General features: G+C 47.3%; 22 protein-coding genes, 1 tRNA gene and 1 other RNA gene. 2 read left to right on the top strand and 22 right to left on the bottom strand.

Translation table 11 applies throughout. The annotated features are described in order from the left end of the window. Positions 1 to 10: 10 nt before the first annotated feature. The 14 genes from ABIA61_RS21575 to ABIA61_RS21510 form a co-directional block, all read right to left on the bottom strand. Entirely contained in the window at positions 11 to 517 is a 507-nt protein-coding gene (locus ABIA61_RS21575) for a hypothetical protein (protein WP_404520910.1), read from the bottom strand. Between the two features lie 14 nt (positions 518 to 531). Beyond that, positions 532 to 1,827 (bottom strand): pentapeptide repeat-containing protein, encoded by a 1,296-nt coding sequence (locus tag ABIA61_RS21570; RefSeq protein ID WP_404581235.1) that lies wholly within the window; start codon positions 1,825 to 1,827, stop codon positions 532 to 534. 76 nt (positions 1,828 to 1,903) lie between these two features. Continuing rightward, positions 1,904 to 3,319: a phage baseplate assembly protein V gene (locus ABIA61_RS21565; RefSeq protein WP_283654149.1), complete on the bottom strand. Its 1,416-nt coding sequence runs from the start codon at positions 3,317 to 3,319 to the stop codon at positions 1,904 to 1,906. After that, positions 3,316 to 3,990: a hypothetical protein gene (locus tag ABIA61_RS21560; RefSeq protein ID WP_404520873.1), complete on the bottom strand. Its 675-nt coding sequence runs from the start codon at positions 3,988 to 3,990 to the stop codon at positions 3,316 to 3,318. Before ABIA61_RS21560 ends, ABIA61_RS21565 begins: the two co-directional genes overlap by 4 nt. Before the next feature lie 627 nt (positions 3,991 to 4,617). Beyond that, positions 4,618 to 4,982: a transfer-messenger RNA gene (ssrA, locus tag ABIA61_RS21555) on the bottom strand. 345 nt (positions 4,983 to 5,327) lie between these two features. Beyond that, positions 5,328 to 5,807: an SsrA-binding protein SmpB gene (gene smpB, locus ABIA61_RS21550; RefSeq protein ID WP_134911630.1), complete on the bottom strand. Its 480-nt coding sequence runs from the start codon at positions 5,805 to 5,807 to the stop codon at positions 5,328 to 5,330. Positions 5,808 to 6,063: 256 nt separating this feature from the next. Beyond that, the gene (rnr, locus tag ABIA61_RS21545) at positions 6,064 to 8,691 is read right to left on the bottom strand and encodes a ribonuclease R (RefSeq protein ID WP_404520820.1); all 2,628 of its coding nucleotides are present in this window, start codon (positions 8,689 to 8,691) and stop codon (positions 6,064 to 6,066) included. 188 nt (positions 8,692 to 8,879) lie between these two features. Continuing rightward, entirely contained in the window at positions 8,880 to 9,113 is a 234-nt protein-coding gene (gene secG, locus ABIA61_RS21540) for a preprotein translocase subunit SecG (RefSeq protein ID WP_043922593.1), read from the bottom strand. 340 nt (positions 9,114 to 9,453) lie between these two features. Continuing rightward, positions 9,454 to 10,740 carry a phosphopyruvate hydratase gene (gene eno / locus ABIA61_RS21535; protein ID WP_044645031.1) on the bottom strand — a complete coding sequence of 429 codons (1,287 nt, stop codon included), beginning with the start codon at positions 10,738 to 10,740 and terminating at the stop codon, positions 9,454 to 9,456. 63 nt (positions 10,741 to 10,803) lie between these two features. Then, positions 10,804 to 12,348, bottom strand: coding sequence for a 2,3-bisphosphoglycerate-independent phosphoglycerate mutase (gene gpmI, locus ABIA61_RS21530; protein WP_283654146.1), 1,545 nt, complete (start codon positions 12,346 to 12,348; stop codon positions 10,804 to 10,806). A 1-nt stretch (position 12,349) separates the two neighbouring features. Next, positions 12,350 to 13,102: a triose-phosphate isomerase gene (tpiA, locus tag ABIA61_RS21525; protein WP_283654145.1), complete on the bottom strand. Its 753-nt coding sequence runs from the start codon at positions 13,100 to 13,102 to the stop codon at positions 12,350 to 12,352. 59 nt (positions 13,103 to 13,161) lie between these two features. Then, entirely contained in the window at positions 13,162 to 14,343 is a 1,182-nt protein-coding gene (locus tag ABIA61_RS21520; protein ID WP_149095409.1) for a phosphoglycerate kinase, read from the bottom strand. A gap of 123 nt (positions 14,344 to 14,466) precedes the next feature. Beyond that, on the bottom strand, positions 14,467 to 15,477 hold the full coding sequence (gene gap, locus ABIA61_RS21515; RefSeq protein WP_014279176.1) for a type I glyceraldehyde-3-phosphate dehydrogenase: 1,011 nt from the start codon (positions 15,475 to 15,477) through the stop codon (positions 14,467 to 14,469). 91 nt (positions 15,478 to 15,568) lie between these two features. Continuing rightward, positions 15,569 to 16,606, bottom strand: a complete 1,038-nt coding sequence (locus ABIA61_RS21510; RefSeq protein ID WP_283654144.1) for a sugar-binding transcriptional regulator — start codon at positions 16,604 to 16,606, stop codon at positions 15,569 to 15,571. Between the two features lie 235 nt (positions 16,607 to 16,841). Between ABIA61_RS21510 and ABIA61_RS21505 the strand changes: the two genes are divergently transcribed. Beyond that, a tRNA-Arg gene (locus ABIA61_RS21505) sits at positions 16,842 to 16,916 on the top strand. A gap of 209 nt (positions 16,917 to 17,125) precedes the next feature. Next, positions 17,126 to 17,722 (top strand): ATP-dependent Clp endopeptidase proteolytic subunit ClpP, encoded by a 597-nt coding sequence (gene clpP / locus ABIA61_RS21500; RefSeq protein ID WP_025686039.1) that lies wholly within the window; start codon positions 17,126 to 17,128, stop codon positions 17,720 to 17,722. A gap of 127 nt (positions 17,723 to 17,849) precedes the next feature. Here clpP and ABIA61_RS21495 read toward each other — a convergent pair whose 3' ends face one another. The 8 genes from ABIA61_RS21495 to trxB all read right to left on the bottom strand — a co-directional run bounded on the left by ABIA61_RS21495 (position 17,850) and on the right by trxB (position 25,724). Continuing rightward, the gene (locus ABIA61_RS21495; protein WP_283657509.1) at positions 17,850 to 18,962 is read right to left on the bottom strand and encodes a stalk domain-containing protein; all 1,113 of its coding nucleotides are present in this window, start codon (positions 18,960 to 18,962) and stop codon (positions 17,850 to 17,852) included. A gap of 235 nt (positions 18,963 to 19,197) precedes the next feature. Continuing rightward, positions 19,198 to 19,956 carry an SIMPL domain-containing protein gene (locus ABIA61_RS21490; protein WP_283656165.1) on the bottom strand — a complete coding sequence of 253 codons (759 nt, stop codon included), beginning with the start codon at positions 19,954 to 19,956 and terminating at the stop codon, positions 19,198 to 19,200. A gap of 270 nt (positions 19,957 to 20,226) precedes the next feature. Beyond that, positions 20,227 to 20,496: an HPr family phosphocarrier protein gene (locus ABIA61_RS21485; RefSeq protein ID WP_007428150.1), complete on the bottom strand. Its 270-nt coding sequence runs from the start codon at positions 20,494 to 20,496 to the stop codon at positions 20,227 to 20,229. A gap of 135 nt (positions 20,497 to 20,631) precedes the next feature. Beyond that, entirely contained in the window at positions 20,632 to 21,576 is a 945-nt protein-coding gene (gene whiA / locus ABIA61_RS21480; RefSeq protein WP_014279171.1) for a DNA-binding protein WhiA, read from the bottom strand. A gap of 5 nt (positions 21,577 to 21,581) precedes the next feature. After that, positions 21,582 to 22,568, bottom strand: coding sequence for a gluconeogenesis factor YvcK family protein (locus tag ABIA61_RS21475; RefSeq protein WP_134911640.1), 987 nt, complete (start codon positions 22,566 to 22,568; stop codon positions 21,582 to 21,584). A gap of 12 nt (positions 22,569 to 22,580) precedes the next feature. Beyond that, entirely contained in the window at positions 22,581 to 23,480 is a 900-nt protein-coding gene (gene rapZ, locus ABIA61_RS21470; RefSeq protein WP_013308254.1) for an RNase adapter RapZ, read from the bottom strand. A 51-nt stretch (positions 23,481 to 23,531) separates the two neighbouring features. After that, the gene (locus ABIA61_RS21465; RefSeq protein ID WP_283654141.1) at positions 23,532 to 24,482 is read right to left on the bottom strand and encodes an ROK family glucokinase; all 951 of its coding nucleotides are present in this window, start codon (positions 24,480 to 24,482) and stop codon (positions 23,532 to 23,534) included. Positions 24,483 to 24,770: 288 nt separating this feature from the next. Continuing rightward, on the bottom strand, positions 24,771 to 25,724 hold the full coding sequence (trxB, locus tag ABIA61_RS21460; protein ID WP_044645043.1) for a thioredoxin-disulfide reductase: 954 nt from the start codon (positions 25,722 to 25,724) through the stop codon (positions 24,771 to 24,773). Between the last annotated feature and the right edge of the window lie 8 nt (positions 25,725 to 25,732).

Below are 25,732 nucleotides of genomic sequence, written 5' to 3'. Positions count from 1 at the left end.
TCCATCCTCCTTAGTGCTCCATCTCGATTCGTTGTACTCGAATGCCTGTAAAAGATCGACGCAGCAGACTTTCTGCCACCGACAGATGGATATAGATATGGGGTTCGATCAGTCCCGCAATCCGAAAAACAGGCGATGGGATATCCCCCTTTTTGAGCACCAAATGCTTCAACGTATCATTGGGATACCACTCCGTTTGTGCGGACACGCAATCCACTATCGGCGGACGAAGCATCCAGTACACGTCCTGTCTGGCCTGCTGGAAATCGGTAAGGATGGCCGCTTTCCATTCCAGTCCCGGCATATATTTCTCCAATAATGCTTTCAGACGATCCGACATCAGCGGCAGAGGAAATTCCAAAAAATCGGGGTATATCGTTCGTTGATCAGTATGTACATCTAAAAAAAGAGGTTCATCCTGCGGTCCCTTCATCGGGGCATCTGTCAAGATGTCTTCTACTTGCAGGGGAGACAGCGCAGCAGGCTCCACCCGATGTTTTACCCGCTCGTCTACCATCAGTCGAAAATATCTCAATGCAACCACCCCCTTTTCCTAACGCCATCCCCCGCCTGTGAAAATGTAGAAGGCTCTTCCCACGAATGGGATACCTCAGGGGATAAACATTCCAACCCAATGGCCTCCCTTCGCTGTTCATCGGTAAAAATGACCCCTTGCACATTTGCACCTGTAAAATCGGCCCGGATCAAACAAGCTCCCTCAAAGGAAGCACCTGACACATCCGCTCCCGCAAAATAGGCATCCGTTAGATCTGCTCCATTCAAGGACGCTCTTTGCAGCAGGGCATCTTGAAATACAGCTCCTCGCAGCTGTGCATCTTGAAAATGAGCTCCTTGCAAGCTCGTCCCTGTGAAATCTACCCCAGCAAACCCCAATGGCTCCCAATCTAAAGAAGCATCCGAGCCGTATCCGGCGTTGCCCATAACAGCATCCAACATTGCCCCTCTCATGGAACATCCGCTAAAATCGGCTCCGTGAAGCAAGCTATAGGTGAAGTCTGTGCCTTGGAGCTGGCTTTCCTGCCAGATCGTTCCGACCAAAACGCAACCATGCAAGCGACTGTGTCCCATCTCGACCTGACGAAAGGCCGTATACCGAAAATCCAACTGGCTATAATCGCCGTCCGATAGCTGAATGCCCTCCAATGCCTGATAGCTGTAGGCTTGTTCTTCTTCTTCCTCCAGCCACGACTTGATTACGTTCGCATCCCTCCGTCTGCGGTCTTCTTTATACACAGACACACTCTGATCCAGGTACTCTCCAACACGAATCTCAAATGTTTCTTCCCGCTCCAACTCCTGAAATTCAGGTAAACGCACCGCCTGTTTCATCGCCAAACGCATCATATTCACCACTAGCGCATGAATATGTACCGCTGCCTCCAGCATGATCTGCTCCCATTCTAGCTCCGATAGAGAAACCTGCTGCTTTTCTACCTCCGTTCGCAATTGCCGCTGCAAATCGCTCCAGTAAGAGAACGTCCACTCTGCATCATATTCGAATCGGATCGGTTCAGGATCAAGCATCCATAAAGCATCTGAAGCCTCCACAAGATAAGTTGGCTGCTCCTCCAACCATGTGGTACGCAGCATGGAGTACGTGATATAACCGATCTTTCCTTTTCTTCCTTGAAGCTGCTCCTGCCGAACCTTCCAACAATACCCTTGGAAGGCCTCGACACAGGCTTGAATCCGTTGTTCTTGCGTCGCCTTGAACTTCAGTGCCCAGTCTCTACGGATCAGAAACCACGCCTGTTTCAAGATGGCTTGTTGTTGCTGCGTGTCCAGCTCATCTATGGGCTTCTCCATCTGCTTTCATCCACCACCTAAAACTCTTCATATGTCATATCATCATGTTGCCGCCATTCAGCCGCCGCACTACAACCTAATTCGACTTCACTTCACTGCCCTTCATGTCCGCTGATCCGCTCAATTGAATATGACTGCCGTTGCAATCCATACGCAGCTCACTGCCTGCGGACAGACTCATCGTTTTCCCTGCCGACAGGCTCAGATTGCCACCCGCCGAGATATTTACCTGCTTGCTGCTTACGATATGAATACCTTCCTTGTCGTCCAGCTTGATAAAAATAGCGCCGTCCTTGCCCGTCACGACCAGCTCATCCGGACCCAAACGAATCTCCTTGCCATGAGGCGTTCGCCATATTTTCATCTGCGGATTGGAGAACTTGTTGTGTCCGCTTCCTCTGCCTGCACGCCTAATCGCACTCCCCGCAATCCCATCTTCTTCACGACTGCCCGGAAAATACAGCGATACGGGGTCTCCTTTTTCCGGCATGACGTACCAGCCTGTATGACCTCCAGCACTATACACCGTCGAATAGTTGAACCAATGCGCCTTATCTACATCCTGCTTCTCATCGCAATCCAGATGGATGCGCACCTGATCCTGACGCACGTCCACGACCACACCGCTTAACGAGGCTCCCGCCAGCTTTTCCTGATAGTAGCTTTTTTGCCGTAATCCTTTGTACGAGGCAAGCACATATTGATGACGCAGCAGCCCCTGCCTCATTTCGGTATAGGCTTCCACTACATACAAGCTGTGTCCCTGAAAGGTCATCTGAGCTCCCAAATCCAGTACCTCGTCCGTTTCTACCTCATAGAAAATAAAGTCATTTTCTGTCACCTTCGCCTGCTCATTTTCCTGAAAATAACGGAAAGGCAGCATCTGCTTGCGCACGGTATAACGGGTATGATCCAGCACCACCTGTGCGGGACTATCCTCAATGCCAAAATAAAATTTTGGACTGTCAAAACGAGCCACAGGCATCAGGCTCGTATGATACCGGGAGGCCATACGTCTCAAGAACGCCCAGTCCGTCTCCTGGTACTGGATGGCCAACCTTCCGATTGGCTCTCCACCTGTCGCTCCATCAATCACATCCAGCCCTTCGTAGTCCTTGCCGATCTGTTCCAGCATCTGAGGAATGGTCATTTTCGTATATTGAAAAGAACGGGTACGCTGCTGGATATCCATCCGGTAGGTATGGGAAATCGCCTCCACCTCCAGATAGTACACATCCCGCACGACCTTCACTTCGACCGACAGGGCAATCCCGCTGAACAGCGGCTTGCTTTCGCCCGTTTCATCCCGCTGGCTCACCTCGATGACGGTGTTCTTTTCCGTCGTTTCCACATAGCTGTCCTGCATATCCTCAGGGATGATTCCTGTAAAATAGAGCCGGGTATGCTCGTTGATTTTCTTCGTGAGGGTAAGCTGCTCCAGATCGACCATGACGTATGGATAGATTTGAATTTGATCGTAACCGAGGCTCATAGGAAAGCCACCCCTTTCTCAAATGTGGAATTCGAAGGAAACGGAACAACATGGAGCGATTGCACTGTATTTTCTGCCACAGGCAACCACGCTTCCATGTCTGATTCCATACAGTTAAATGTGCCCATCGTCACCTGTCCTTTACGGATAAACAGCAGTATTTCATTGTACAAATTCATATCCACACCTGCTGCCACAAAACGGACCAGCCCGATGGACAACCCGGAACGATTCACAATCATTTCCGTACCGATCCAGTTACGAACGGGTTGTACAGACCGCAATACATCCGCCATTTGTTCTACAAACTCGGGAAGCTCGTCCACCTCCAAAGCCGATTCAGTCGGATTAAAGGTGATGTTCACCGTGCCGTCCAAAGAGGTATAAATGATCTGCGGACGCTGTTCCGAAGGATATTTAAATCGGGCTTGCTCCAGTGGCATCAGGCTAAAAAATTTGGGGATGCTAACCGCCATTTGTCCATCCAAAATCGTTTCCCATTCCAACGGGATCAGTTCATCACCCATCCGCAGCACCCTGTTTTGTTCAGTAACAGAGTTATCCTGATCGGATACAGCAGGTTGAGATAGGTTCATATTTTCGTTATTAGATGCTACATCGTGGTTAAGCTTATTTTTGAGACTTAGGATATGCTCGTCCATATAGTTCATAGAGGTAGTCCCTTCTACTTCAAAAGATGAGAGTTTACTTCAAAATACGAAAGTGAGAGGGGATATTTAACAATAGCCCATCTTATGTATGTATCGGCCAGAATAGAGATTTTGTTTACAGAAAGAACCATCCCATGCGTTATTTTCAATGTGTATTTCTGAAATTAATATGGAAAAAAGGATGAATAGGAACTAACTACCGATCAAACTAAATCCGTCTTAGCCAAGAAAGAAAATATCATGTAGAGCACACACCAAATGTTCCTTTCCTTTTTAAGGACAAATAATCACTCCCTTTGGACCTAAAAAAACGACGGTACCGACGAAAGCGTCATTCTACGCCAATGTCGGTACCGTCGCTATTTTTCTATAGAAATGGAGCAAATTCCATGTCATCCTGCTTGCCAAACATCCTTCTATCTGCTCTATTCTCCTTAGAATTCAGCTTGTACAATTGAAAGGTCCATACCAATGATTTGTATCCAGTGCATAAAATTTATAATCCAGGTTTGTAGACATGATGTCTACAAGTCTAGTACAATTTGGCCCTTAATAATTTTATGTCTACATTTGGTCTATATTTTAACTCAATAAAAAGCAAAAACCCGCTCAGTGAGCGGGTTTTTTAGATGGAGGCGAGGGGAGTCGAACCCCTGTCCGAAGATAACGACACATAAGCTTCTACGGGTGTAGTGACAGTTTTGATGTCACCCTAGGAACTCCCTGTCACCGGATTCCCTTCGGGTCAGCCTGATTGTCTTCTTCAGCTCACCGCAGGCGGAGATGAGACAGCGTATTCCACTATTTGTTAGCCCCTATCCCAGTCACATGGACGATGCTGGGTAGAAGCACGCACACAGTTTCTTAGGCTGCGAAAGCGTAGTTGTTTTGTTGTTTGCCGTTTAATAGGCTTTAGCGTTGATGAAGCGGACGCGTCCCCACTACCCGCTACCCATGCTCGAACTATCCCCGTCGAATCCATAAACGCCCCCTTATTATAAAAGGGCTCCACGGATAAATCCGGAAATACCGGAGCATAAGCATGCATGATACTATATCGGAAGCTGAATCCTGAGATCCAACAATCGAACAAACTCAGAAGTACAAAAACATGAAAACTTACTACTTCATTAGTATACCATATTACACTTCATAACGAAACGGAATGAAGCCATTTAAGCTCTATAAAATTGCACCATTACAGGAACAAGTAGCTTATTTACGTAATTTGTACCATGCCTAATAATTCAAGTAACAACGAAGAAGTTCCTAAAAAACTAGCTCCAGCCTAATAACACGCTGGCTTCACTTTGTTTTCCGACTCAAGCTACGCTAGGTTATCTCGCAATTTTCTGCTTCTCACGCAAAACACGTTGGATATCACGCTGTGCATCACGTTTGGCCGCAGCATCTCGTTTGTCGTACTGCTTTTTACCTCTACCGAGTCCAAGCAACAACTTGGCATAGCCATTGCGAACATAAATCTTTAACGGCACAATCGTGTAGCCTTCCTGTTTGGACAGACCAATAAGCTTACGAATCTGCTCTTTGTGCAGCAGCAACTTACGCGTACGCGTCGGATCGGTCGGATTGTTACGATTTCCTTGTTCAAAAGGACTAATATGCATGTTGTGGATGTGAATTTCAGCATTACGAATGGTAGCAAACGCGTCACTGATATTAGAGCGACCATTGCGCAAAGACTTAATTTCCGTCCCCGTTAACACCATGCCCGCCTCGTAGGTGTCCTCGATAAAATAGTCATGGGAAGCTTTTTTGTTCTGGGCGAGCACTTTCCCGTCTGCCTTCTTACCCATGAATACCACTCCTTGTTCCTAATGTAATCTATTCCGTGAAAAGAAGCTCCAGCCCGTTCACTAAATAACTGCAAATGAGTGGCTTAGAACTATATTGTAACAAAATCCAGACGGTAAAAGCAAGAAAGGTCAAGTCTTTAAAACGAAGCGGCCTCCGTCCAAAACATCAGACAGAAACCGCCGTAATCTAAGCCAAAAACCAGCTTAATACACTGATTCCAGAGATTCATCTATCTAACAAGCAAGCTACCGCCACTTACTTCTTCTTTTTCCGAACAAACCCAGCGGTGCTATTACCGCCACCACCACTGCCTTTGCTCTTCCGCTTACGACGTGCAGCGCCGTCACCGCTTGGGCTGGCATCACTGCCTGGTGTAGCTGCTCCGCCGATAAAAATACCGCTGGCTGACGTCTTCTTCTTACGTTTACCCGCACTTGATGCTGGCGAGTTGTAACCGCCCTTGCCGCTGCCAAAACCGAAGCCGCTGGCTGAGCCAGCTCCTGCGCCGTTTCCGCCGCTACGGCCCGTACGACCCGCGGTACTAATACCCCCGCCGCCTACGCCTGAAACAGCTTCTTTAGGCTTCCCGGCAGCATCACGACCGCCTTTACGCTCTCTGCCAACCTTCTCCTTGCCGCCCTTACGGTCGCGCCCCTCATGGGGCTTTCCTTTACCTCGGCCCTCACCGCCACGCGCAAAGCCAGCGCCTGGCTTTGAACCACCCGTGCGCTCACGGCGTTGCTGCTGCTTCATATCGACGAGTTCAAAATCAATCGTGTAATCTTCCATATTCACGCGCGCAACGCGAACCTTAACCTCATCTCCGATGCGAAACACCTTGGAGGTACGTTCACCGATCAACGCCATATGCTGCTCGTCAAAATGATAATAGTCATCCGTAAGCGCACTCAGACGCGTCAGGCCTTCCACCGTATTGTCCAGCTCAATGAACATACCAAAGCTGGTTACGCTGCTGATGATTCCCTCAAATTCCTCGCCGACCTTGTCCAGCATGTATTCAGCCTTTTTCATCTGCTCCGTATCACGCTCTGCATCCACAGCCACACGTTCCCGCTCAGAGGATTGCTGCGCAATATCTGGCATCCGTGCAGTCAAATACTCCTGGCGCTCGGCTGTTAAAGCCCCACCGTTTTCCAATACCTCACGAATAACACGGTGGATTACCAAGTCAGGGTAACGGCGAATCGGCGATGTAAAATGAGAATAATACTCCGCAGCCAGTCCAAAATGTCCTGTCGACTCCGCATCGTACTTCGCCTGCTTCATCGAACGCAGCATCATGGTGCTAAGCACCGTTTGTTCCTTCGTGCCCTGAATGTCTTCCAGCAACGTTTGCAGCGCACGCGGATGAATGGAGTTCCCCCGACCTTTGATCTGGTGTCCAAAATTGGCGGCAAAAGCCATAAAGTTTTGCAGCTTTTCCGGGTCCGGGTCCTCATGAATCCGATACAGGAACGGCACTTTGAGCCAGTGAAAATGCTCGGCTACCGTTTCATTGGCTGCCAGCATGAACTCTTCAATGATCTGCTCAGCAATCGTGCGCTCTCTTTTAACGATATCCACGGCCTTGCCTTCATCATTCACAATTACTTTTGCTTCATCAAAATCAAAATCAACCGCACCCCGTCGCATCCGGTTAGCTCGCAGCTTCAAAGCCAGTTCCTTCATCGTACGGAAGTCTTCCACCAGCTCCTTGTACCGTTCCATCAGTTCAGCATCTTCCTCTTCGAGGATTTTGCGAACGTTGGTGTACGTCATTCGTTCCTTCGTTTTAATGACACTGGTGAAAACATCATGTTTTACGACCTTCATATGCTCATTAAATTCCATCTCACAGGACAAAGTCAGTCGATCCACCTGTGGATTCAAGGAACAAATCCCGTTGGAAAGCCGATGCGGAAGCATAGGAATAACACGGTCGACCAAGTACACGCTACAACCGCGGTTATACGCCTCCTGATCCAGCTTGGAGCTCTCACGCACATAATACCCTACGTCGGCAATATGAACGCCCAGACGGTAGTTGCCGTTTGGCAGACGCTCTACATTAACCGCATCATCCAGATCCTTGGCATCCTCGCCATCAATCGTTACAATCGTTTTATCGCGCAGATCGCGCCGCCCCTGACGCACTATTTCTTCTTCCGTAATCGCATCGGGAGCCTTTTCCGCTTCCTCTGTCACTTCATCGGGAAAAGCTTCTGGAAGCTGATGCTTGCGAATAACCGATAGAATATCGACACCAGGATCATCCTTGTGACCCAGCACCTCCAATACTTCACCTTCCGCCGCAGCTCGTCCTTCCGGATAGCTCACAATGCGCACAACGACTTTTTGACCGTTCACGGCTCCGTTGGAGCTGGCTTTTGGAATAAAAATATCCCTGTTAATCCGCTTATCATCCGGCAAAACAAAACCGTATGCTTCGTGGCTCTGGAACACGCCTACCACCTGTAGCACTGCGCGCTTCACGATCCGCACGACTTCGCCTTCCAAACGGCCACCCGAAGGTCCCTTCGACGTTACTCTTACCAGTACCGTGTCTCCATTCATTGCACTCTTCAAGTCATTAGCATGAATGTATACATCCGGGTGCTCCCGGTCTTCCGGGATCAGAAAAGCAAATCCCTTGGCATGAGCCTGCAAACGTCCGCGCTGCAAATCCATCCGTTCCGGCACACCATAGCGGTTCGTCCGGGTCAGCAGAATTTTTCCGTCTTCCTCCAGCGCGTTCAAAAGCTTAAGGAATTCGCGGAAATCCGCCGCGTCCTTAATTTCAAAATGCTGCTCAAGCTCCTGGTAAGTCATAGGTTTGTATGCGGTCTCGCGCATAAAATCAAGTAATTGTTGCTCTGTTATCATAATATCGTCCACCTCGGGTGACCTTTAATTTTCAGTAATAATCCGCATGTTCCTTGTTCCTGATACAAGGCTCTTTATATACTCATACCCTAGTATACACGAATTCAATCGACGGCATCCCTGCCTATCTAAAATCCAAAAAAAGCCCCCGTTTCCCGTGAAACGAAGGCTTAAGGTTATTATTTAGCTTATTTTGCAAAAAATGCAACCAAAACGGAAACGATCATAAAGCCCGCACCCAAAACAGCAGTCACGCGCTGTAAAATCAAATCCATACCGCGAGCTTTTGTCTTGCCGAACAGATGCTCAGCACCGCCAGAGATGGCACCGGACAAACCTGCACTTTTCCCCTTTTGCAGTAAAACAACCGCAATAACAGCAATCGAGAACACAACGAGCAGCACTTTCAAAAAGATTTCCATGAAAAATCCCACCTCCTGAGCTAATACATCCGTTTTGCAAAACAACACAGCCTCTTTTATGAAAACATGATCATATCATGTTATGAATAGCCGGAAATTAACGCAAAACACTATTTTTATTCTACCACAGCTTCCAGTAGATAACAACCAGCTATACCGAGTCACTTCATTAAGCCTTGCAAAAGAGTAAAACCGACGTCACATGGGCAAAAACAAAAAAACAGACCTGTTCACGTTAGCGAACAGATCTGTTTTGTAATTACGTAAAAGGCTTCGAGCGCTCAGACTCTGTGTTCTTGAATCACAGCCGCCTGACCACCGTCAGCATCTTTGCGTAATATTATTTTTTCAGGTTGTAGAAAGATTTCAGGCCGTGGTATTGAGCCAGTTCACCCAGTTGATCCTCAATGCGGAGCAATTGGTTGTACTTCGCGATACGGTCAGTACGGGAAGGCGCACCTGTTTTAATTTGGCCTGCATTTGTTGCAACAGCGATATCAGCAATTGTGCTGTCTTCGGATTCACCGGAACGGTGAGAGATTACAGCTGTGTATCCTGCACGTTTAGCCAACTCGATAGCGTCGAATGTTTCAGTCAGCGTACCGATTTGGTTTACTTTGATCAGGATGGAGTTACCGATGTTTTCTTCGATACCTTTGCCCAGACGCTCTGTATTGGTTACGAACAGGTCGTCACCAACCAATTGGATTTTGTTGCCCAGTTTTTCAGTGAGCAATTTCCAACCTTCCCAGTCATCTTCGGAGCAACCATCTTCGATGGTGATGATTGGATATTTATCAACCCAAGAAGCAAGCAGGTCAACGAATTCAGCAGAAGTGAAGGATTTTCCTTCGCCTTCCAGTGTGTATTTTCCATCTTTGTAGAACTCAGTGGAAGCAACGTCCATACCGAGGAATACGTCAACGCCTGGTTTGTAACCAGCTTTTTCGATCGCTTCGATAATAGTGGACAGAGCTTCTTCGTTGGATTTGAAGTTAGGAGCAAAACCGCCTTCATCGCCAACAGCTGTGTTCAAACCTTTAGAGTTCAGTACGGATTTCAGGTTGTGGAAGATTTCCGCACCAATACGCAAAGCTTCTTTGAAAGTAGGAGCTCCTACAGGCAGAACCATGAACTCTTGTACGTCAACGTTGTTGTCCGCATGTGCGCCACCGTTAACGATGTTCATCATTGGTACTGGCAGTTGTTTAGCGTTAAATCCGCCCAGGTAAGTGTACAGTGGCAGACCCAGAGCTTCAGCAGCAGCGCGAGCTACAGCCATAGATACCGCCAGAATTGCGTTTGCACCCAATTTACCTTTGTTATGTGTACCATCAAGCTTGATCATCAATGTATCAATTTCTACTTGGTTTACAGCATCCAAGCCGATAACTTCAGGAGCGATGATTTCGTTCACGTTTTTAACAGCTTGCAGAACGCCTTTACCCAGGTAACGGGATTTGTCGTTATCGCGAAGCTCTACAGCTTCGTGCGCGCCTGTAGAGGCACCGGAAGGAACGATGGCACTACCGATAGCACCGGATTCCAGATATACTTCCACTTCAACAGTTGGGTTACCACGAGAATCGAGGACTTCGCGAGCGTACACGTCAGAAATAATAGTCATTTGTACTTAATCTCCTTTGTCGATCATGATTTATTGGTCAAGCCTATACTTATTAAATCAAGCTTACTTGCGGGATGCAATCATAGATTTTCCTGTCATTTCCGCAGGCTGCGGAAGTTGCATCAAATCCAGAAGCGTCGGAGCTACGTCAGCCAGTATTCCATGCTCACGCAAAACGATATTTTCGTCAGTCAAAATGAACGGAACCGGGTTAGTTGTGTGAGCTGTGAACGGACGTCCCTGCTCGTCAATTTCCATATCCGCATTACCATGGTCGGCAATGATAATAACAGTGCCACCTTTGGCTTTAACCGCATCTACAACACGTCCAACACATTCATCCGTCGTCTCTACCGCCTTGATCGTTGGCTCCAGCATGCCGGAGTGTCCAACCATATCCGGATTGGCAAAGTTCAGGATAATCGCATCATGCTTATCGGCTTCGATTTCCCTAACAGCAGCATCCGCAACCTCGTAAGCGCTCATTTCAGGCTGCAAGTCATATGTAGCCACTTTAGGCGAGTTAATCAAAACACGAGTTTCGCCAGGCAGTTCTACATCACGACCACCACTGAAAAAGAAGGTAACGTGCGGATATTTTTCGGTCTCGGCAATACGCAATTGCTTTTTGTTGTTCTGCACCAATACTTCGCCGAATGTGTTATCCAGGTTTTTCGGTTCGTAGGCTACGAAGCCTTCAACCGTTTCACTGAACAATGTCAGGCAAACAAAGTGCAAATCTTTAGGGAATTTCGGTCCGCGATCAAAGCCACGGAAATCCTTATTCGTAAATACCTGAGACAATTGAATCGCACGGTCAGGACGGAAATTCAGGAAGATTACTGAGTCATTGCTTTCGACCAGCCCTACAGGGCTTCCGTCAGCCTTCACAATAACCGTCGGCTCCACAAATTCGTCGAACACCGATTTTTCATACGATTCTTTCAACGCTTCCATTGGATCTGTATATTGAGGACCTTCGCCGTACACGATTGCACGGTAAGATTTCTCTACACGCTCCCAACGTTTGTCGCGGTCCATGGCATAATAGCGTCCTTGTACAGTCGCGATTTTACCAATACCCACTTCCTGAATTTTGGCGATCAGCTGTTGCATGAAGTCCACGCCGCTGTCAGACATAACATCGCGTCCATCCATAAATGCATGAATGTATACTTCTGTTAAACCTTCTTTTTTCGCCAAATCCAGCATAGCAAACAGATGGCTAATATGGCTATGCACGCCACCATCGGACAAAAGTCCATACAGGTGAAGCTTCGTGTTGTTCTTTTTGGCATGCTGTACTGCTTTAAGCAAAGTTTCATTCTGGAAGAACTCGCCTTCGCGAATGGACTTCGAAATGCGGGTCAAACTCTGATATACAATCCGGCCTGCGCCGATGTTCAGGTGACCTACTTCGGAGTTACCCATTTGCCCTTCCGGCAGACCTACCGCTTCACCAGACGCTGTAAGCGTTGAATGAGGGTATTGTCTTAAGTATTGGTCGTAGTTCGGCTTGTTCGCCTGTGCAACCGCATTGCCTTCCACAGTTTCGCGCAGTCCGAATCCATCCATAATAATTAAGGCTACCGGTTTTGGTACTGTCATCTTACTTCGCCCCCTCAACAAGCGCGATGTAAGACGCTGGTTGAAGACTAGCGCCACCTACAAGTGCGCCGTCGATGTCGCTTTGGCCCAGATATTCAGCCACATTTTCAGGTTTCACGCTGCCACCATACTGAATCCGTACAGCATTTGCTGTATTTTCATCGTACAGTTCTTTCAACAAACTACGGATATAGGAAATGACTTCATTCGCATCCTGCGAAGTGGAGGATTTACCTGTTCCGATTGCCCAAATTGGCTCATAAGCAACAACCACTTGTGCAGCCTGATCTTTAGCCAAACCAGCAAAAGCCGCTACAGTTTGCACTTTTACAACCGCTTTGGTTTGACCGGCTTCACGGTCTTCCAGCTTTTCGCCTACACATACGATCGGAGTCAGGCCGTGGCGGAATGCCGCATGAACCTTTTTGTTCACTGTTTCGTCTGTTTCGTTAAAATATTCACGACGCTCGGAGTGTCCGATCACAACGTAGTCTACGCCCAGATCTTTCAGCATCCCGCCGCTGATTTCACCTGTAAATGCGCCGTCTTCTGCAAAGTGCAGGTTTTGTGCGCCGATTTTGATAGATGTACCTTTTACTGCTTCAACCAGAGCAGGAAGATTCGTAAATGGTGCGCAGATCACGCTTTCCACTCCTGCAACCTCTGCTTTGCCTTTGATCTCTTCGATGAAAGTTTTAGCTTCTGGTACGGTTTTAAACATCTTCCAGTTACCCGCGATAATCGGTGTTCTCAATGGTTTCAACTCCTAACTATTAGCTGCCCTAAAGCATTTATTATGCGCAGTACGTTTGATTACTTATCGTTGAGTGCAACAACACCCGGAAGTGCTTTGCCTTCCATAAATTCAAGGGATGCGCCGCCGCCAGTAGAGATATGATCCATTTTGTCAGCCAGATGGAACTTCTCAGCCGCTGCCGCAGAATCACCGCCACCAATGATGGTGTATGCTTCTGTTGTTGCGCAAGCTTCCGCTACTTCACGCGTACCGCCAGCGAAAGGCTCCATTTCAAATACGCCCATTGGTCCGTTCCATACAACCAGTTTGGAGTTTTTGATAACATCTGCATAGATTTTACGTGTTTTCGGTCCGATGTCCACGCCTTCCCAATCTGCAGGAATGCCGTCAATATCAACAATGTTCGTGTTCGCCGTAGCGCTGAAATCGTCAGAAATAACGATATCTACCGGAAGATAGAAGTTTTTGCCGAGTTTCTTCGCTTTTTCGATAAATCCAAGAGCTACGTCCAGTTTGGATTCATCCAGTAGGGATTGACCCACTTCATGACCTTGAGCTTTAAAAAATGTATAAGCCAAACCGCCGCCAATAATTACGTTATCTGCAATGTTCAGCAGGTTGTCAATCACGTCGATTTTGTCTTTTACTTTGGAACCGCCGATAATGGCTGTAAAAGGACGATCTGGGTTTGAAAGAGCTTTACCGATTACAGACAATTCTTTCTCCATCAGCAAGCCGGAAACAGCCGGAAGAAGATGCGCGATACCTTCTGTGGAAGCATGAGCACGGTGCGCTGCACCAAATGCGTCATTCACGAAAATGTCAGCCAGCTCAGCAAATTGCTTCGCCAATTCAGGATCATTTTTCTCTTCTCCTGGATAGAAACGTACATTTTCAAGCAACAGCACGTCGCCGTTTTGCAGTTCAGCCACTTTCGCTTTAACAGCCTCACCAACTGCTTCGTCCACTTTAACAACAGGCTTTTTGAGTAGTTCAGACAAACGCACGCCAGCAGGAGTCAGACGCATGGATTCAACGACCTGACCTTTTGGACGTCCAAAGTGACTCGCCAAAATAACTTTTGCACCTTTTTCAATCAGGTAGTTAATCGTTGGCAAGGTTTCACGAATACGCTTGTCATCCGTAATTTTACCGTCCTCAACCGGAACGTTAAAATCTACACGAACAAACACCCGTTTTCCATTCAGTTCTATATCACGTACGCTCTTTTTGTTCATCTCCATATTCCTCCGCACCCTTTTAATTTTACGAAACAGGAATTTAAGGCACATTTTGATATATAAAGAGCGGAAACAATAACTGCTGTTTCCGCTCTATGATGTTGCGCGATAAGACTGTTCTTACTTAGCCAATTTAGCGAAGTATTCCAACGTACGGATCAATTGTGCTGTGTAGGACATTTCGTTGTCGTACCAAGCTACAGTTTTCACCAGTTGTTTGTCGCCAACAGTCAGGACTTTAGTTTGAGTTGCGTCAAACAAAGAACCGAAAGTGATACCTTTGATGTCGGAAGAAACGATCTCGTCTTCAGTGTAGCCGTAAGTTTCAGGATCGGAAGCTTCTTTCATCGCAGCGTTGATTTCTTCAACAGTTACGTTTTTCTCCAGAACAGTTACCAGCTCAGTCAGGGAACCAGTTGCTACTGGTACACGTTGAGCCGCGCCATCCAGTTTACCTTTCAGTTCAGGAATTACCAGACCGATGGCTTTAGCAGCACCAGTTGTGTTAGGAATGATGTTTTCAGCTGCAGCGCGAGCACGACGGAAGTCGCCTTTAGCATGCGGAGCATCCAACGTGTTTTGGTCGCCAGTGTAAGCATGAATTGTAGTCATCAGGCCTTCAACGATACCAAATTTGTCTTGCAAAGTTTTAGCCATAGGAGCCAGGCAGTTTGTTGTGCAAGAAGCACCGGAGATTACAGTTTCAGTACCGTCCAGAATTTCATGGTTTACGTTGTAAACGACAGTTTTCATGTCGCCAGTAGCTGGAGCGGAGATAACAACTTTTTTAGCGCCGCCTTTCAAATGTTTCTCAGCAGCTTCTTTAGTTGTGAAGAAACCTGTGCATTCCAGAACGATATCTACACCCAGGTCTCCCCAAGGCAGTTCTTCTGGGTTGCGGTTAGCCAAAACCTTAACTTCTTTACCGTTAACTTTGAAGAAGCCATCGTGTACTTCTACTTCTCCTTGGAAAGTACCTTGTGTTGTATCATATTTCAACAGATGTGCCAGCATTTTGGAATCTGTCAAGTCATTGATTGCTACTACTTCAATACCTTCCACGTTTTGAATCCGGCGGAAAGCAAGGCGTCCAATACGTCCGAAACCGTTAATACCAACTTTAACTGTCATGAGTGAGTTCCTCCCAAAGTTCGTTTAGTTTAGTTTATATATTCAAGACAGACCCGAAAGCCCGTCAAGACAACACAATTCATAAATCCGTTTAACCATTCAAATAATGGCTTACAATTTCAGCAGCAGCGCCTTCGTCGGTGACAAGAATATCTTCCTGCCCGAAACGCAGCACTGCATGAATAGCGGCCGCCTTGCTCTTACCTCCAGCTACGCCTAGAACCGTCTCGGTACGCCTGATATCCTCCAAACGGAGTCCAAGCGTCAGCATTCTGTGAACAACGACGCCGTCTTCGTTAAAATAATAGCCAAACGATTCGGCAACCGCGCCCTCACTGCTGATCTGGGCAAAGGTTTCAGGGTCGAGCTTGCGTCTACGTGCCATTGCTATGGCGTTGCCTATCCCGTGAATGATGATCCGACTCTCGCGAATCAGGCTTAAAATATCCTGAATATTCGTATCTTCAAGCAGGGAGTTGTAAGCATGATTGCTGAGCAAATCCGGTACATGGAGCAGACGGTATTGTGAGCCGACCTTACGAGCCATTGTGGAAGCAATTGTGTTCGCCTGCATTTCCATGCTTTCTCCCAAACCCCCACGTGCTGGTACGAACCATCCGCCCTTAAGTGGGCCATTAGCAGGTAGTGTCAGTTGGTCCGCCACGTCGGCAATCGTCGTGCCACCTGTTACGGCGACCACATCCTCGTCGTCCATAACACTCAGCAGCGCTTTTGCCCCGGCACGACCCAGCTCCTGCTTCGTTAAAGGAGAAGCATCCGAATCCCCTGGAACGACAACCACCTTCCTCAAACCATAGGCTTGACGAATCTGATCCTCCAATTGGGACAGGCCGAACAAGTTGTTCGCAATTGGCTCCAGCTGTTCCAGCAGATCCAGTCCTGCTTTGCTCACCTTCATGCCCACACTCTCAATCTCAATCAGCCCTTGGGCTTTAAGAAGATCGGTTTCGGCGCGCAACACGCGCTCGGTCATGTTCAGTGAAGCCGCCAGCGTTCTGCGTCCAATAACATCGGACAGCATAATCTGATGCAGGATTGTGTACCTTTTTTTCAAAACATCCATGAGGTCGGGCAGAAGCTGCTTCTGTATTTCTAATATCTTTCGCATGCTTTCCACTCCCGCACACTTCTAAGTTCTATCTTTAATACTATATCACTAACTGGTCTTAAAACGTCCCGGGTTAACTTTTTAAGTCCCACGTATATCTTACCCAATATTTGCTCCACATGCAAGTCTATCTGAACCTATATTTCTCAACTTTTTATGTGAATATGCGCACGTAATAAAAGCTTGCAATTCAATGCCGTATATCATATAATCATCTTTGTTTCCAATTAGCTGTGCGCCCGTGGTCCAACGGATATGACGTAGGCCTCCGGAGCCTGAGATCGAGGTTCGATTCCTCGCGGGCGCGCCATTTTATATGAATGTCTAAATGCTTCTATATACTGTTTTAACCAATAAGAGCGCAGAGGGCTCTTTTTTTTGACTATTAGTTTGACTTTCTTTGACTTTTTGTTTGAAATTGTTTATCATGTGGTTAATACGGTAACAGTTTATAAATAGGGACGTGTAATCGGCATGTCCACCAAATCCATTAACGATATTAAAGGGAGGTTTTTTGACGTGAGCTATGTTCCTATGGTAGTAGAACAAAGTAACCGCGGCGAACGCGCCTATGACATTTATTCCAGACTGTTGAAGGATCGCATTATTTTGTTGGGCTCGGACGTCAATGACGTTGTAGCCAACTCTATTATTGCGCAAATGCTGTTTTTGGCTGCCGAAGATCCTGAAAAAGACATTCACTTGTATGTTAACAGCCCTGGCGGTTCGATCACAGCCGGTATGGCCATTTTCGATACGATGCAATATATTAAACCTGACGTGTCTACGATTTGTGTAGGTATGGCGGCTTCCATGGGTGCGTTCTTGCTGAACGCAGGTGCCAAGGGCAAACGTTTTGCTTTGCCGAACAGTGAGATTATGATTCACCAACCGCTGGGTGGCGCACAAGGTCAAGCAACGGATATTGAAATCCGCGCCCGCCGCATTCTGAAAATGCGCGACAAATTGAACCGCATTCTCGCAGATCGCACAGGCCAACCACTGGAGCGCATTGAAAAAGACACAGACCGTGACTATTTCATGTCCGCGGATGATGCCAAGGAATACGGTATTATTGATAAAGTGCTTACTAGCTCCTCTCCAGAAGGTGTGTAAGAGAACGAATTATGGCCTCTGAATAGCTGGTAAACGAAAAAAGCTGCCCCGGATGATTGTATCCGGTAGGCAGCTTTTTTCGTTTACTATTCTTTTGTGTACAGATAATCTAACTTATTCATTTGTACTATTCATTCTGTCCAGTAAAAGGCTTGCTGCCTTGAGGCAACAATTGACCAAACGAATAAGTGAACTCAGGAATACCATACGCATAAGGCCCATACTCATACAAGTCAAACACAATCGTCACACCGCTATTCGTTACATAAAAATTCGGATTAGCCGCAATATTCTTGAAGCCACCAAAGCCGCCTTCATTCACCATTGGACCATTAATTTTTTTCTTCAGGTCGCTATTAAGAAACTGTTTGTAATTAGGATTGGCCTTCAGCACGTCAGACAATTGCAGCAATTTTCCATCAGCGAGTGAGAACGTATATCCTTTACGGGCCGTCATACCATGAGCACCAGCCGTATCGGAGTAATCCTCCATAATGATGCTCAAAATCCCTTGTTGGTTATAGGCAATAGCAAAATCATTACTGAAAGTATACGGTCTTTCTACTGTAGGTTCACCCTCTGCTACTTGCTTTTTGCCTGCTGCCAGTATTCCCTCCGCTTGCTTTTTGAGCACACTATTAATGGCCTGCTGAGCTTCAGGGTTTAGCTGGCCACCGCTGATTTGCGAGTACTTAACCTTGTAGGAAACCTTTGCATCACTCGAAGCCGGAAGAGATTGGGACGTAATCGTGATCGGATTTAGCTGGCTTTTACTCATTGTTACTGTTTTCTGAGCTGCATTCCACTGAGCATCGATACCCAGATAGTCTTTCAGCAGACTCATAGGAATGTACAGCTTCCCGGCGATCTGTTTGGCGTCCATGTTGCGTGTGGTTATTCCATTGACATTGACATAGGGACCATCGGAGGAAGAGGACATGATGTAAAGCTTATTGTACCCACTACCTACGGTATAAGTCGCTGTTTTGGCATCATAACTCACCGGAATCCCCAGGCTGTCGCGCAATGCTGCTACGGGAATCACTGTGCTTCCGTTCACCTGAATCCCTTTGGTCGCCAACGTTTTACCATTCCATTTAATAGAAATACCTGGTTGCTGTGCTGTAGCCTGTTGTTTGTATGAAGCTGCCTCGATATAGGAAACGGGAACAACTGCAACTCCTACTAAAATTCCCGCTGCCAGCAGTGCGGAGCCCCATTTTTTTGTATGCTTGTTCATATTAAATATTCCTCCTGTTATAGATGTGTATTCTACGTGTATTGATTACTTTACTTATTATATCTATCCCCCTATGTTCGTAGTTTACAATCTGTACACTCTCCGATTTCAATCTGTACATCTAGGGGACCCAGCTATTACAGACTCATTACAAAATAATTTCGACATATAAAAAAGCCAGCAAGTCATCCTGCAAATAAAGCAGGACGCTTGTGGCTTCGTTATCATCTGTACGTTAGTTCAATTCGTATTGTGCCGATACTTGGACCTTCACAGTCACTTGACCGGATTGTATTTCTGTTCCGCCGCTTGTATCCAAGAGTGCTTTACTCATAGCAGCCTCACGTTGTGTGAAGATTTGGGCATCTCCCCCATCTACCGTTACGTTCAGGAGAGTTCCAAGCCCTCGTTTGGTTGCCTTCGCTACAGCACTGGCTTTGGATTGAGCATTTCCCAACGCCTTGGCAATCGCTTCTTCTTCATAAGCTGAAGAGTTTTCTACCGAAAAACGCACATTATCCACGTTGTTCGCTCCAGACTGTGTAGCCTCATCCAGTAACTGACCGATTTTATCCAAATTACGGTACTTTACGGAAAGCGTATGATTGGCAATATAGCCTTTGAGCTTCTGTCCTTGTTTTTCGTCATAGGTATAGTTAGGCTGCACGTAGAACTGGCTCGTCTGAATGTCGTCTGCACTGATGCTCCACTTTTCTTTCAGCAGTTGTGTGACCTTACTTATTTTAGCGGCGTTGGCTTTTTGGGCAGCTGCTGCTGTATTTCCTTCAGATTGTACGCCGATGGATAGATAGGCAATATCGGGTTTAACCAATACTTCCCCGCTGCCACTCACATTAATTACACTGCTTACCGTCGTAGATGCTGACGCGGCATAGGCGCGATCTGCTCCTGTCCATAATCCTCCCGCTACTACTCCTGCCAATAATGCTCCTGCCAGAACTGCTGTATTTGCAGCTTTTGTCCAATGCTTCATCATATTCGCCCTCTTTTCTTGATGATGTATGTACCTTCCAGACGGAAACTAAGGGAAAAGGTTGCAGTTAGGCACCACATTTTCGAAACAGAGTACCATCACAGAATTTAAATTGCTTGTAGCTTGGGCTAAACACAGCGCCGATATTCAAAGAGACCACATTGTAGCAGCCCAACAGGGGATTGCCCACTCTGTTTTTTCGGGTACAAAAAAAGCCCCAAAGGGGCTTTTCACTAAGAGCATATACCATATCACAAAGCAGATGTTTATTTATTGATTTTCCAGCTCTACTTTACTAACCAGACTTACTAAAGCGTTTACAGCCTGTTCGGCATCCGCACCTTCAGCACTAATGTAAATTTCAGTACCTGTACTGATGGCAAGGCTCATAATACCCATAATACTCTTGGCATTAACCTTCTTGTCTTCTTTTTCCACAAAAATCTCAGATGAATATTTATTCGCTTCCTGTACGAACAACGCAGCAGGTCTGGCGTGCAGTCCTGTTTTCAAGCGTACGACTACCGGATGTTTTGACATGTCAGCTTACCCCCTCATCAAATAAATCTGGACACTACTTACTCCATTTTATTTATCACATTATAACATTAACCCGGGACAGACACTAGAAAAAAAACTAAAAAAACCGGGGCTGAAGCCCCACAGACACTCCTTTTATGGAATCAGGCCGTTTTCTCCCCTGATTTTGTCAGCCATCTCGTCAATTTTGCGAAGTCGATGATTGACACCCGACTTACTCACAACCCCTTTGAGCATTTCCCCGACTTCTTTTAAATTCAAATCAGGATGAGCGAGACGTATTTCCGCCACCTCGCGCAGCTTATCTGGCAGCGTATCCAGGCCGACTTCCCTCTCCAGCAGCTTGATATTCTCAATTTGCCGGACAGCAGCTCCAATCGTCTTGTTCAAATTAGCCGTTTCACAATTAACAATCCGGTTGACGGAATTACGCATATCACGCATAATGCGGACATCCTCGAATTTGAACAAAGCCTGATGCGCGCCAATGATGCTGAGTAGCTCAATGATCTTTTCGCCTTCCTTGATGTAGAGAATAAAGCCTTTTTTTCGCTCAATGCAGCGGGCATTCAGATGAAACTCATTCGCCAGATCGACCAGCGCCTGGCAATGCTCCTCATACATCGAGGAAATCTCCAGATGGTAAGACGATCCCTCCGGATTGTTCACAGAACCACCTGCCATAAAAGCGCCACGCAAATAAGCCCGCTTACAACAGTTTTTCCGAATGATATCCCGATTAATCCCGTCCGTGAACAAGAACCCTTCTGATACGATGTAAAGATCCTTCAAGAGCTCTTGTACACCGCTTGGAATGCGGACAATGTACACGTTATTTTTTTTCAGGCGCATTTTTTTCCGTACAAGCAGCTCAATATGAACTTGAAAATGCTTTTTGATCAAGGAGTAAATCCGCCTTGCAATCGCGGCGTTTTCTGTGGACACGTCCAATATCACCCTTTTGTTGGACAGCTGTACGGACCCGAGCATACGTATGAGCGCAGATAGTTCCGCTTTTTCACAGCAGGGCTGGCTTTCAATCATCGTAAGCTCTTTTTTTGTTTGTGCCGCAAAGGACAAGGGACTCACCTCCTTCTTAATATCCAGTTTTGTACCAATTGGTAAATGTGCTGGCTCAGTTTGTCGGCATCATGCCGTAAATAGGTGCGGAACAGAACAAGCGTATCTGCCACCACTTTATACCCCCGCTCAGTCAGCTCTCCCATGTCTACTTGAACTGGCTTGGCACCCTGCTCGGCATACATTTCCTGTACCTGAGGCGGAATCTCTCCATTATTGACGATCACATAATCAAACAAATGATGCCCTACATGCTCATAAATAGCCTGCAAGTGGTCCCCCACTGTATATCCATCCGTTTCGCCTGGCTGAGTCATAACGTTGCAGACGAATATCTTGATAGCGTCTGATTTCACCACAGCCTCTGCAAGCTTCGGTACAAGCAAATTCGGCAAAATGCTGGTGTACAGACTGCCAGGACCAATCAGGATCGCATCGGCCTCATTAATGGCCTCTACAGCCTCAGGCAACGGCTCCACGTGAGTCGGTTCAAGAAAAACACGTTTGATTCTGCCGCCCGCTTCCGGGATTTTGGATTCACCGGTAACCACCGTGCCATCCTCCATTTCGGCACTCAGCACAACGCCTTCTTCAGCCGCCGGCAGCACACGCCCCCGTACAGCAAATACACGGCTAAGCTCACGCACCGCCGTCACAAAATCTCCTGATATATCGGTCATCGCCGCTAAAATCAGGTTGCCCAGACTATGGCCTGCCAAGCCTGATCCTGCACCGAAACGATATTTCAGCATATCGGACATCACCGGCTCTACATCAGCCAGTGCAGTCAGCACATTACGAATATCCCCCGGAGGGGGCATTTGTAGCTCACTGCGCAATATCCCGGAGCTTCCGCCATCGTCAGCGACTGTAACAATAGCCGTAATATCCAGCGGCTTTTGTTTCAACCCCCGCAGCATGACGGACAAGCCGGTTCCGCCGCCCATAACAACAATACGAGGGCGCTCCCGTTGTGATCCGGTCTCTTTCATGTTTTCACCTCATTAATGCCGGTCGCGATCAGCATCCCGATGTGAAACAGAAACTGATTCTGTTTCACTGGCACCCAGCATTTTTCCTAAATATTCAGATATCGCGACAGAACGATGCTTACCGCCGGTACACCCGATACCAATAATGACCTGGCTTTTGCCTTCCTTGCGGTATTGCGGAATCAAAAAATGTAACATATCCAGTAGCTTGGTCAGAAATGCCTGAGTCTCCGGCCATTTCATAACATAATCATACACATCGCTATCCTGTCCGGTGTGTGGTCGCAATTGGTCCACATAGTGAGGATTGGGCAGGAAACGCACGTCGAATATGAGATCGGCATCAATGGGAATACCATATTTGAAGCCGAAAGAGGTAATGTTTACGGAAAGCATGCTGCTCTCCAGATGAGAAAATCGGGAAATAATCCGCGCCTTTAAAGTTGCAGGCTTCATTACACTTGTATCAATGACCTGTGTTGCCGAGCTTTTCAGCTCCTCCAACATTTTGCGCTCCAGTCGTATACCGTCAAGAGGCATACCATCCGGAGCAAGCGGGTGGCGACGACGGCTCTCCTTGTATCGCTGTACGAGAACACCGTCATTGGCATTCAGGAACAAAATTTCACAATGAATCGTAAAATGATCCTTAATATAGTTCAATGATTCCGACAAGGCTGTAAAAAATTCTCGCCCGCGCAAGTCAATCACCAGCGCCACTTTGCCTATCTTACCGTTGGACTGTTCAATTAATTCAGCAAATTTGGGAATCAGCACAGGCGGTAAATTATCAACGCAGAAGAAGCCCAAGTCTTCCAGGCTTTGCACTGCAATGGTCTTCCCTGCGCCTGACATTCCCGTAATAATAATGAGTGTTGCCCACGGCGCAGCGTTTTTTAAGTTGTCTGTCATATGGACTTCCCTCTCCTTTTGCTTCTTCGCTCTATGTCAGTAACCTATGGATCAGGAGCGCAGCAGCAAACCGGCTGCTCCTACAATACCTGCGTCATTGCCAAGCGATGCCGGAACAATAGATACCCCTTGCTGGAGCGGCTCAGGTGCCAGTTTGGCAAATACCAGACGCATCTCTTCGAACAAGAAATCACCCGCTTTGGAAACACCCCCGCCTACAATAAACAGCTCCGGGTTTAGCACGGTGGCAACCGCTGCCATAGATTTCCCCAAATAAAAGGCAGCTCGCTTCACGATACGGAGTGCGACCTCATCCCCGGCCTTGGCTGCATCAAATACTTCCTTGGCGGCGATTTGATCTTCCAGCGCCAGAGAAGTCCGATCTCCACGTTCCACAGCGTCATTTGCCATACGGATAATGCCCGTTGCGGAAGATACGGTTTCCAGGCAACCCATTTTGCCGCATCCACACTGAATGGCCTCCAGATCCGGTACAACGCTCATATGACCAATTTCTCCAGCCATGCCTGAAAAACCTTGATATATTTTACCATTAATAATAATACCACCACCAACACCCGTACCCAGGGTATAGCATACGCAGTTTTCTATACCTTTGCCCGCCCCGGCCCAAGCTTCGCCAAGTGCAGCGACGTTAGCATCGTTGTCTATTTTTACAGGCTTGCCGATCCGTTCCTCCAACAGCGCACGAATCGGTACGTCACGAAAGCCAATATTGGGAGCGAGGACTATAATGCCTTCGCGAACATTCGTAAAACCGGCAACGCCCGCTCCGACACCCTTCAGTTGATCCCATTCATAGGGAGATTGCTCAACAATGTGCCGCACATATTTTTCGATATTGCTGATCACAACGTCTACGCCCTTAGCTGTTTCCGTTGGTCCTTCGTATGTGTGCAAAAGCTGTCCGTCTTCATTACAAATGCCTACCTTGATTGCTGTACCGCCCAAATCGACACCCACATAGATACTTTCAGACATGTTCCAAGCCACCTTTATGTTTACTTAAAAACTGTGTATGAAATATATGATTAAAATCTTGACTTATAATAGTTACCTACGTTCCAACTATAATTGAAGCCCCCGTTACGGTCAAGGACACTTCCCTGTTGGAAAGCGCAGGATTAGCGGAACTTCAGGTCTCGTCATCCATAAAAAGGAGAAAGCCTGTGCAGATGCAGCAGGCTTTCTCTTCCTGAATCCAAGGCACGTCTTAACAGGGCCTATCCATCGCCCTCACCTTAGCCATATTGTATTCTGTAGCTTTCTTTATTGATCCAGTGTTTCGCTCCAGTCATGAACAGCGCTACCTTCGAGATATTTCTCGCAGTCCATAGCCGCCATACAGCCCGTTCCCGCAGCCGTAATGGCTTGACGGTAACGGTTATCCTGCACATCCCCGCAGGCAAATACCCCGGGAATGTTCGTTTCTGTCGTTCCTGGCTTCACTTGAATATAACCATGATCGTCTGTACTGATTTGGCCGTTCAGGAAGCCTGTATTAGGCGTATGTCCGATGGCCACGAACACACCATCTGCCTCAAGCAGCTCATCCTGATTCGTCTCATTATTGTGTACCTTCAAGCCCTTTAATCCCGTCTCTCCCGTTACGACCTCCACAGGAGTCCGGTTTAACGCCCAATGTACTTTTTCATTTTCCCGTGCGCGATCCTGCATAATTTTAGACGCCCGCAGCTCATCGCGACGGTGAACCAAGGTTACGCTGGAAGCAAACCGGGTCAGGAAGCTCGCTTCCTCCATGGCTGAATCTCCGCCACCCACTACGATGATTTTTTTCCCACGGAAAAAGAAGCCGTCGCAGGTCGCACAAGTGCTGACTCCGCGTCCCACGTTGTCCTGCTCACCCGGAATACCAAGATATCTGGCGGACGCTCCTGTAGCAATAATCACCGACTCCGCCTCAATGATGCCTCTTCCCTCTACCTTCACTTTAAAAGGGCGCTTGCTGAAATCCACTTCCTCTACCCAGCCAGAAGTAAATTCAGCGCCAAAGCGTTCGGCTTGCTTGCGCATGTTATCCATCAACTCAGGTCCAAGGATACCTTGCTCAAAACCCGGAAAATTTTCAATTTCAGTCGTTGTGGTAAGCTGCCCGCCGGGCTGCATTCCCTCAATGATCAGTGGATTCATGTTTGCGCGCGCCAAATAAATAGCTGCTGTATAGCCTGCAGGACCTGTACCAATAATTATGGATTTATACATACGTTTGT

The organism is Paenibacillus sp. RC21 (genome assembly GCF_044907935.1).
GTDB classification, from domain to species: domain Bacteria; phylum Bacillota; class Bacilli; order Paenibacillales; family Paenibacillaceae; genus Paenibacillus; species Paenibacillus terrae_A.
Note: the sequence above shows the minus strand (reverse complement) of the source record. Positions and strands in the feature narration are given on the sequence as shown.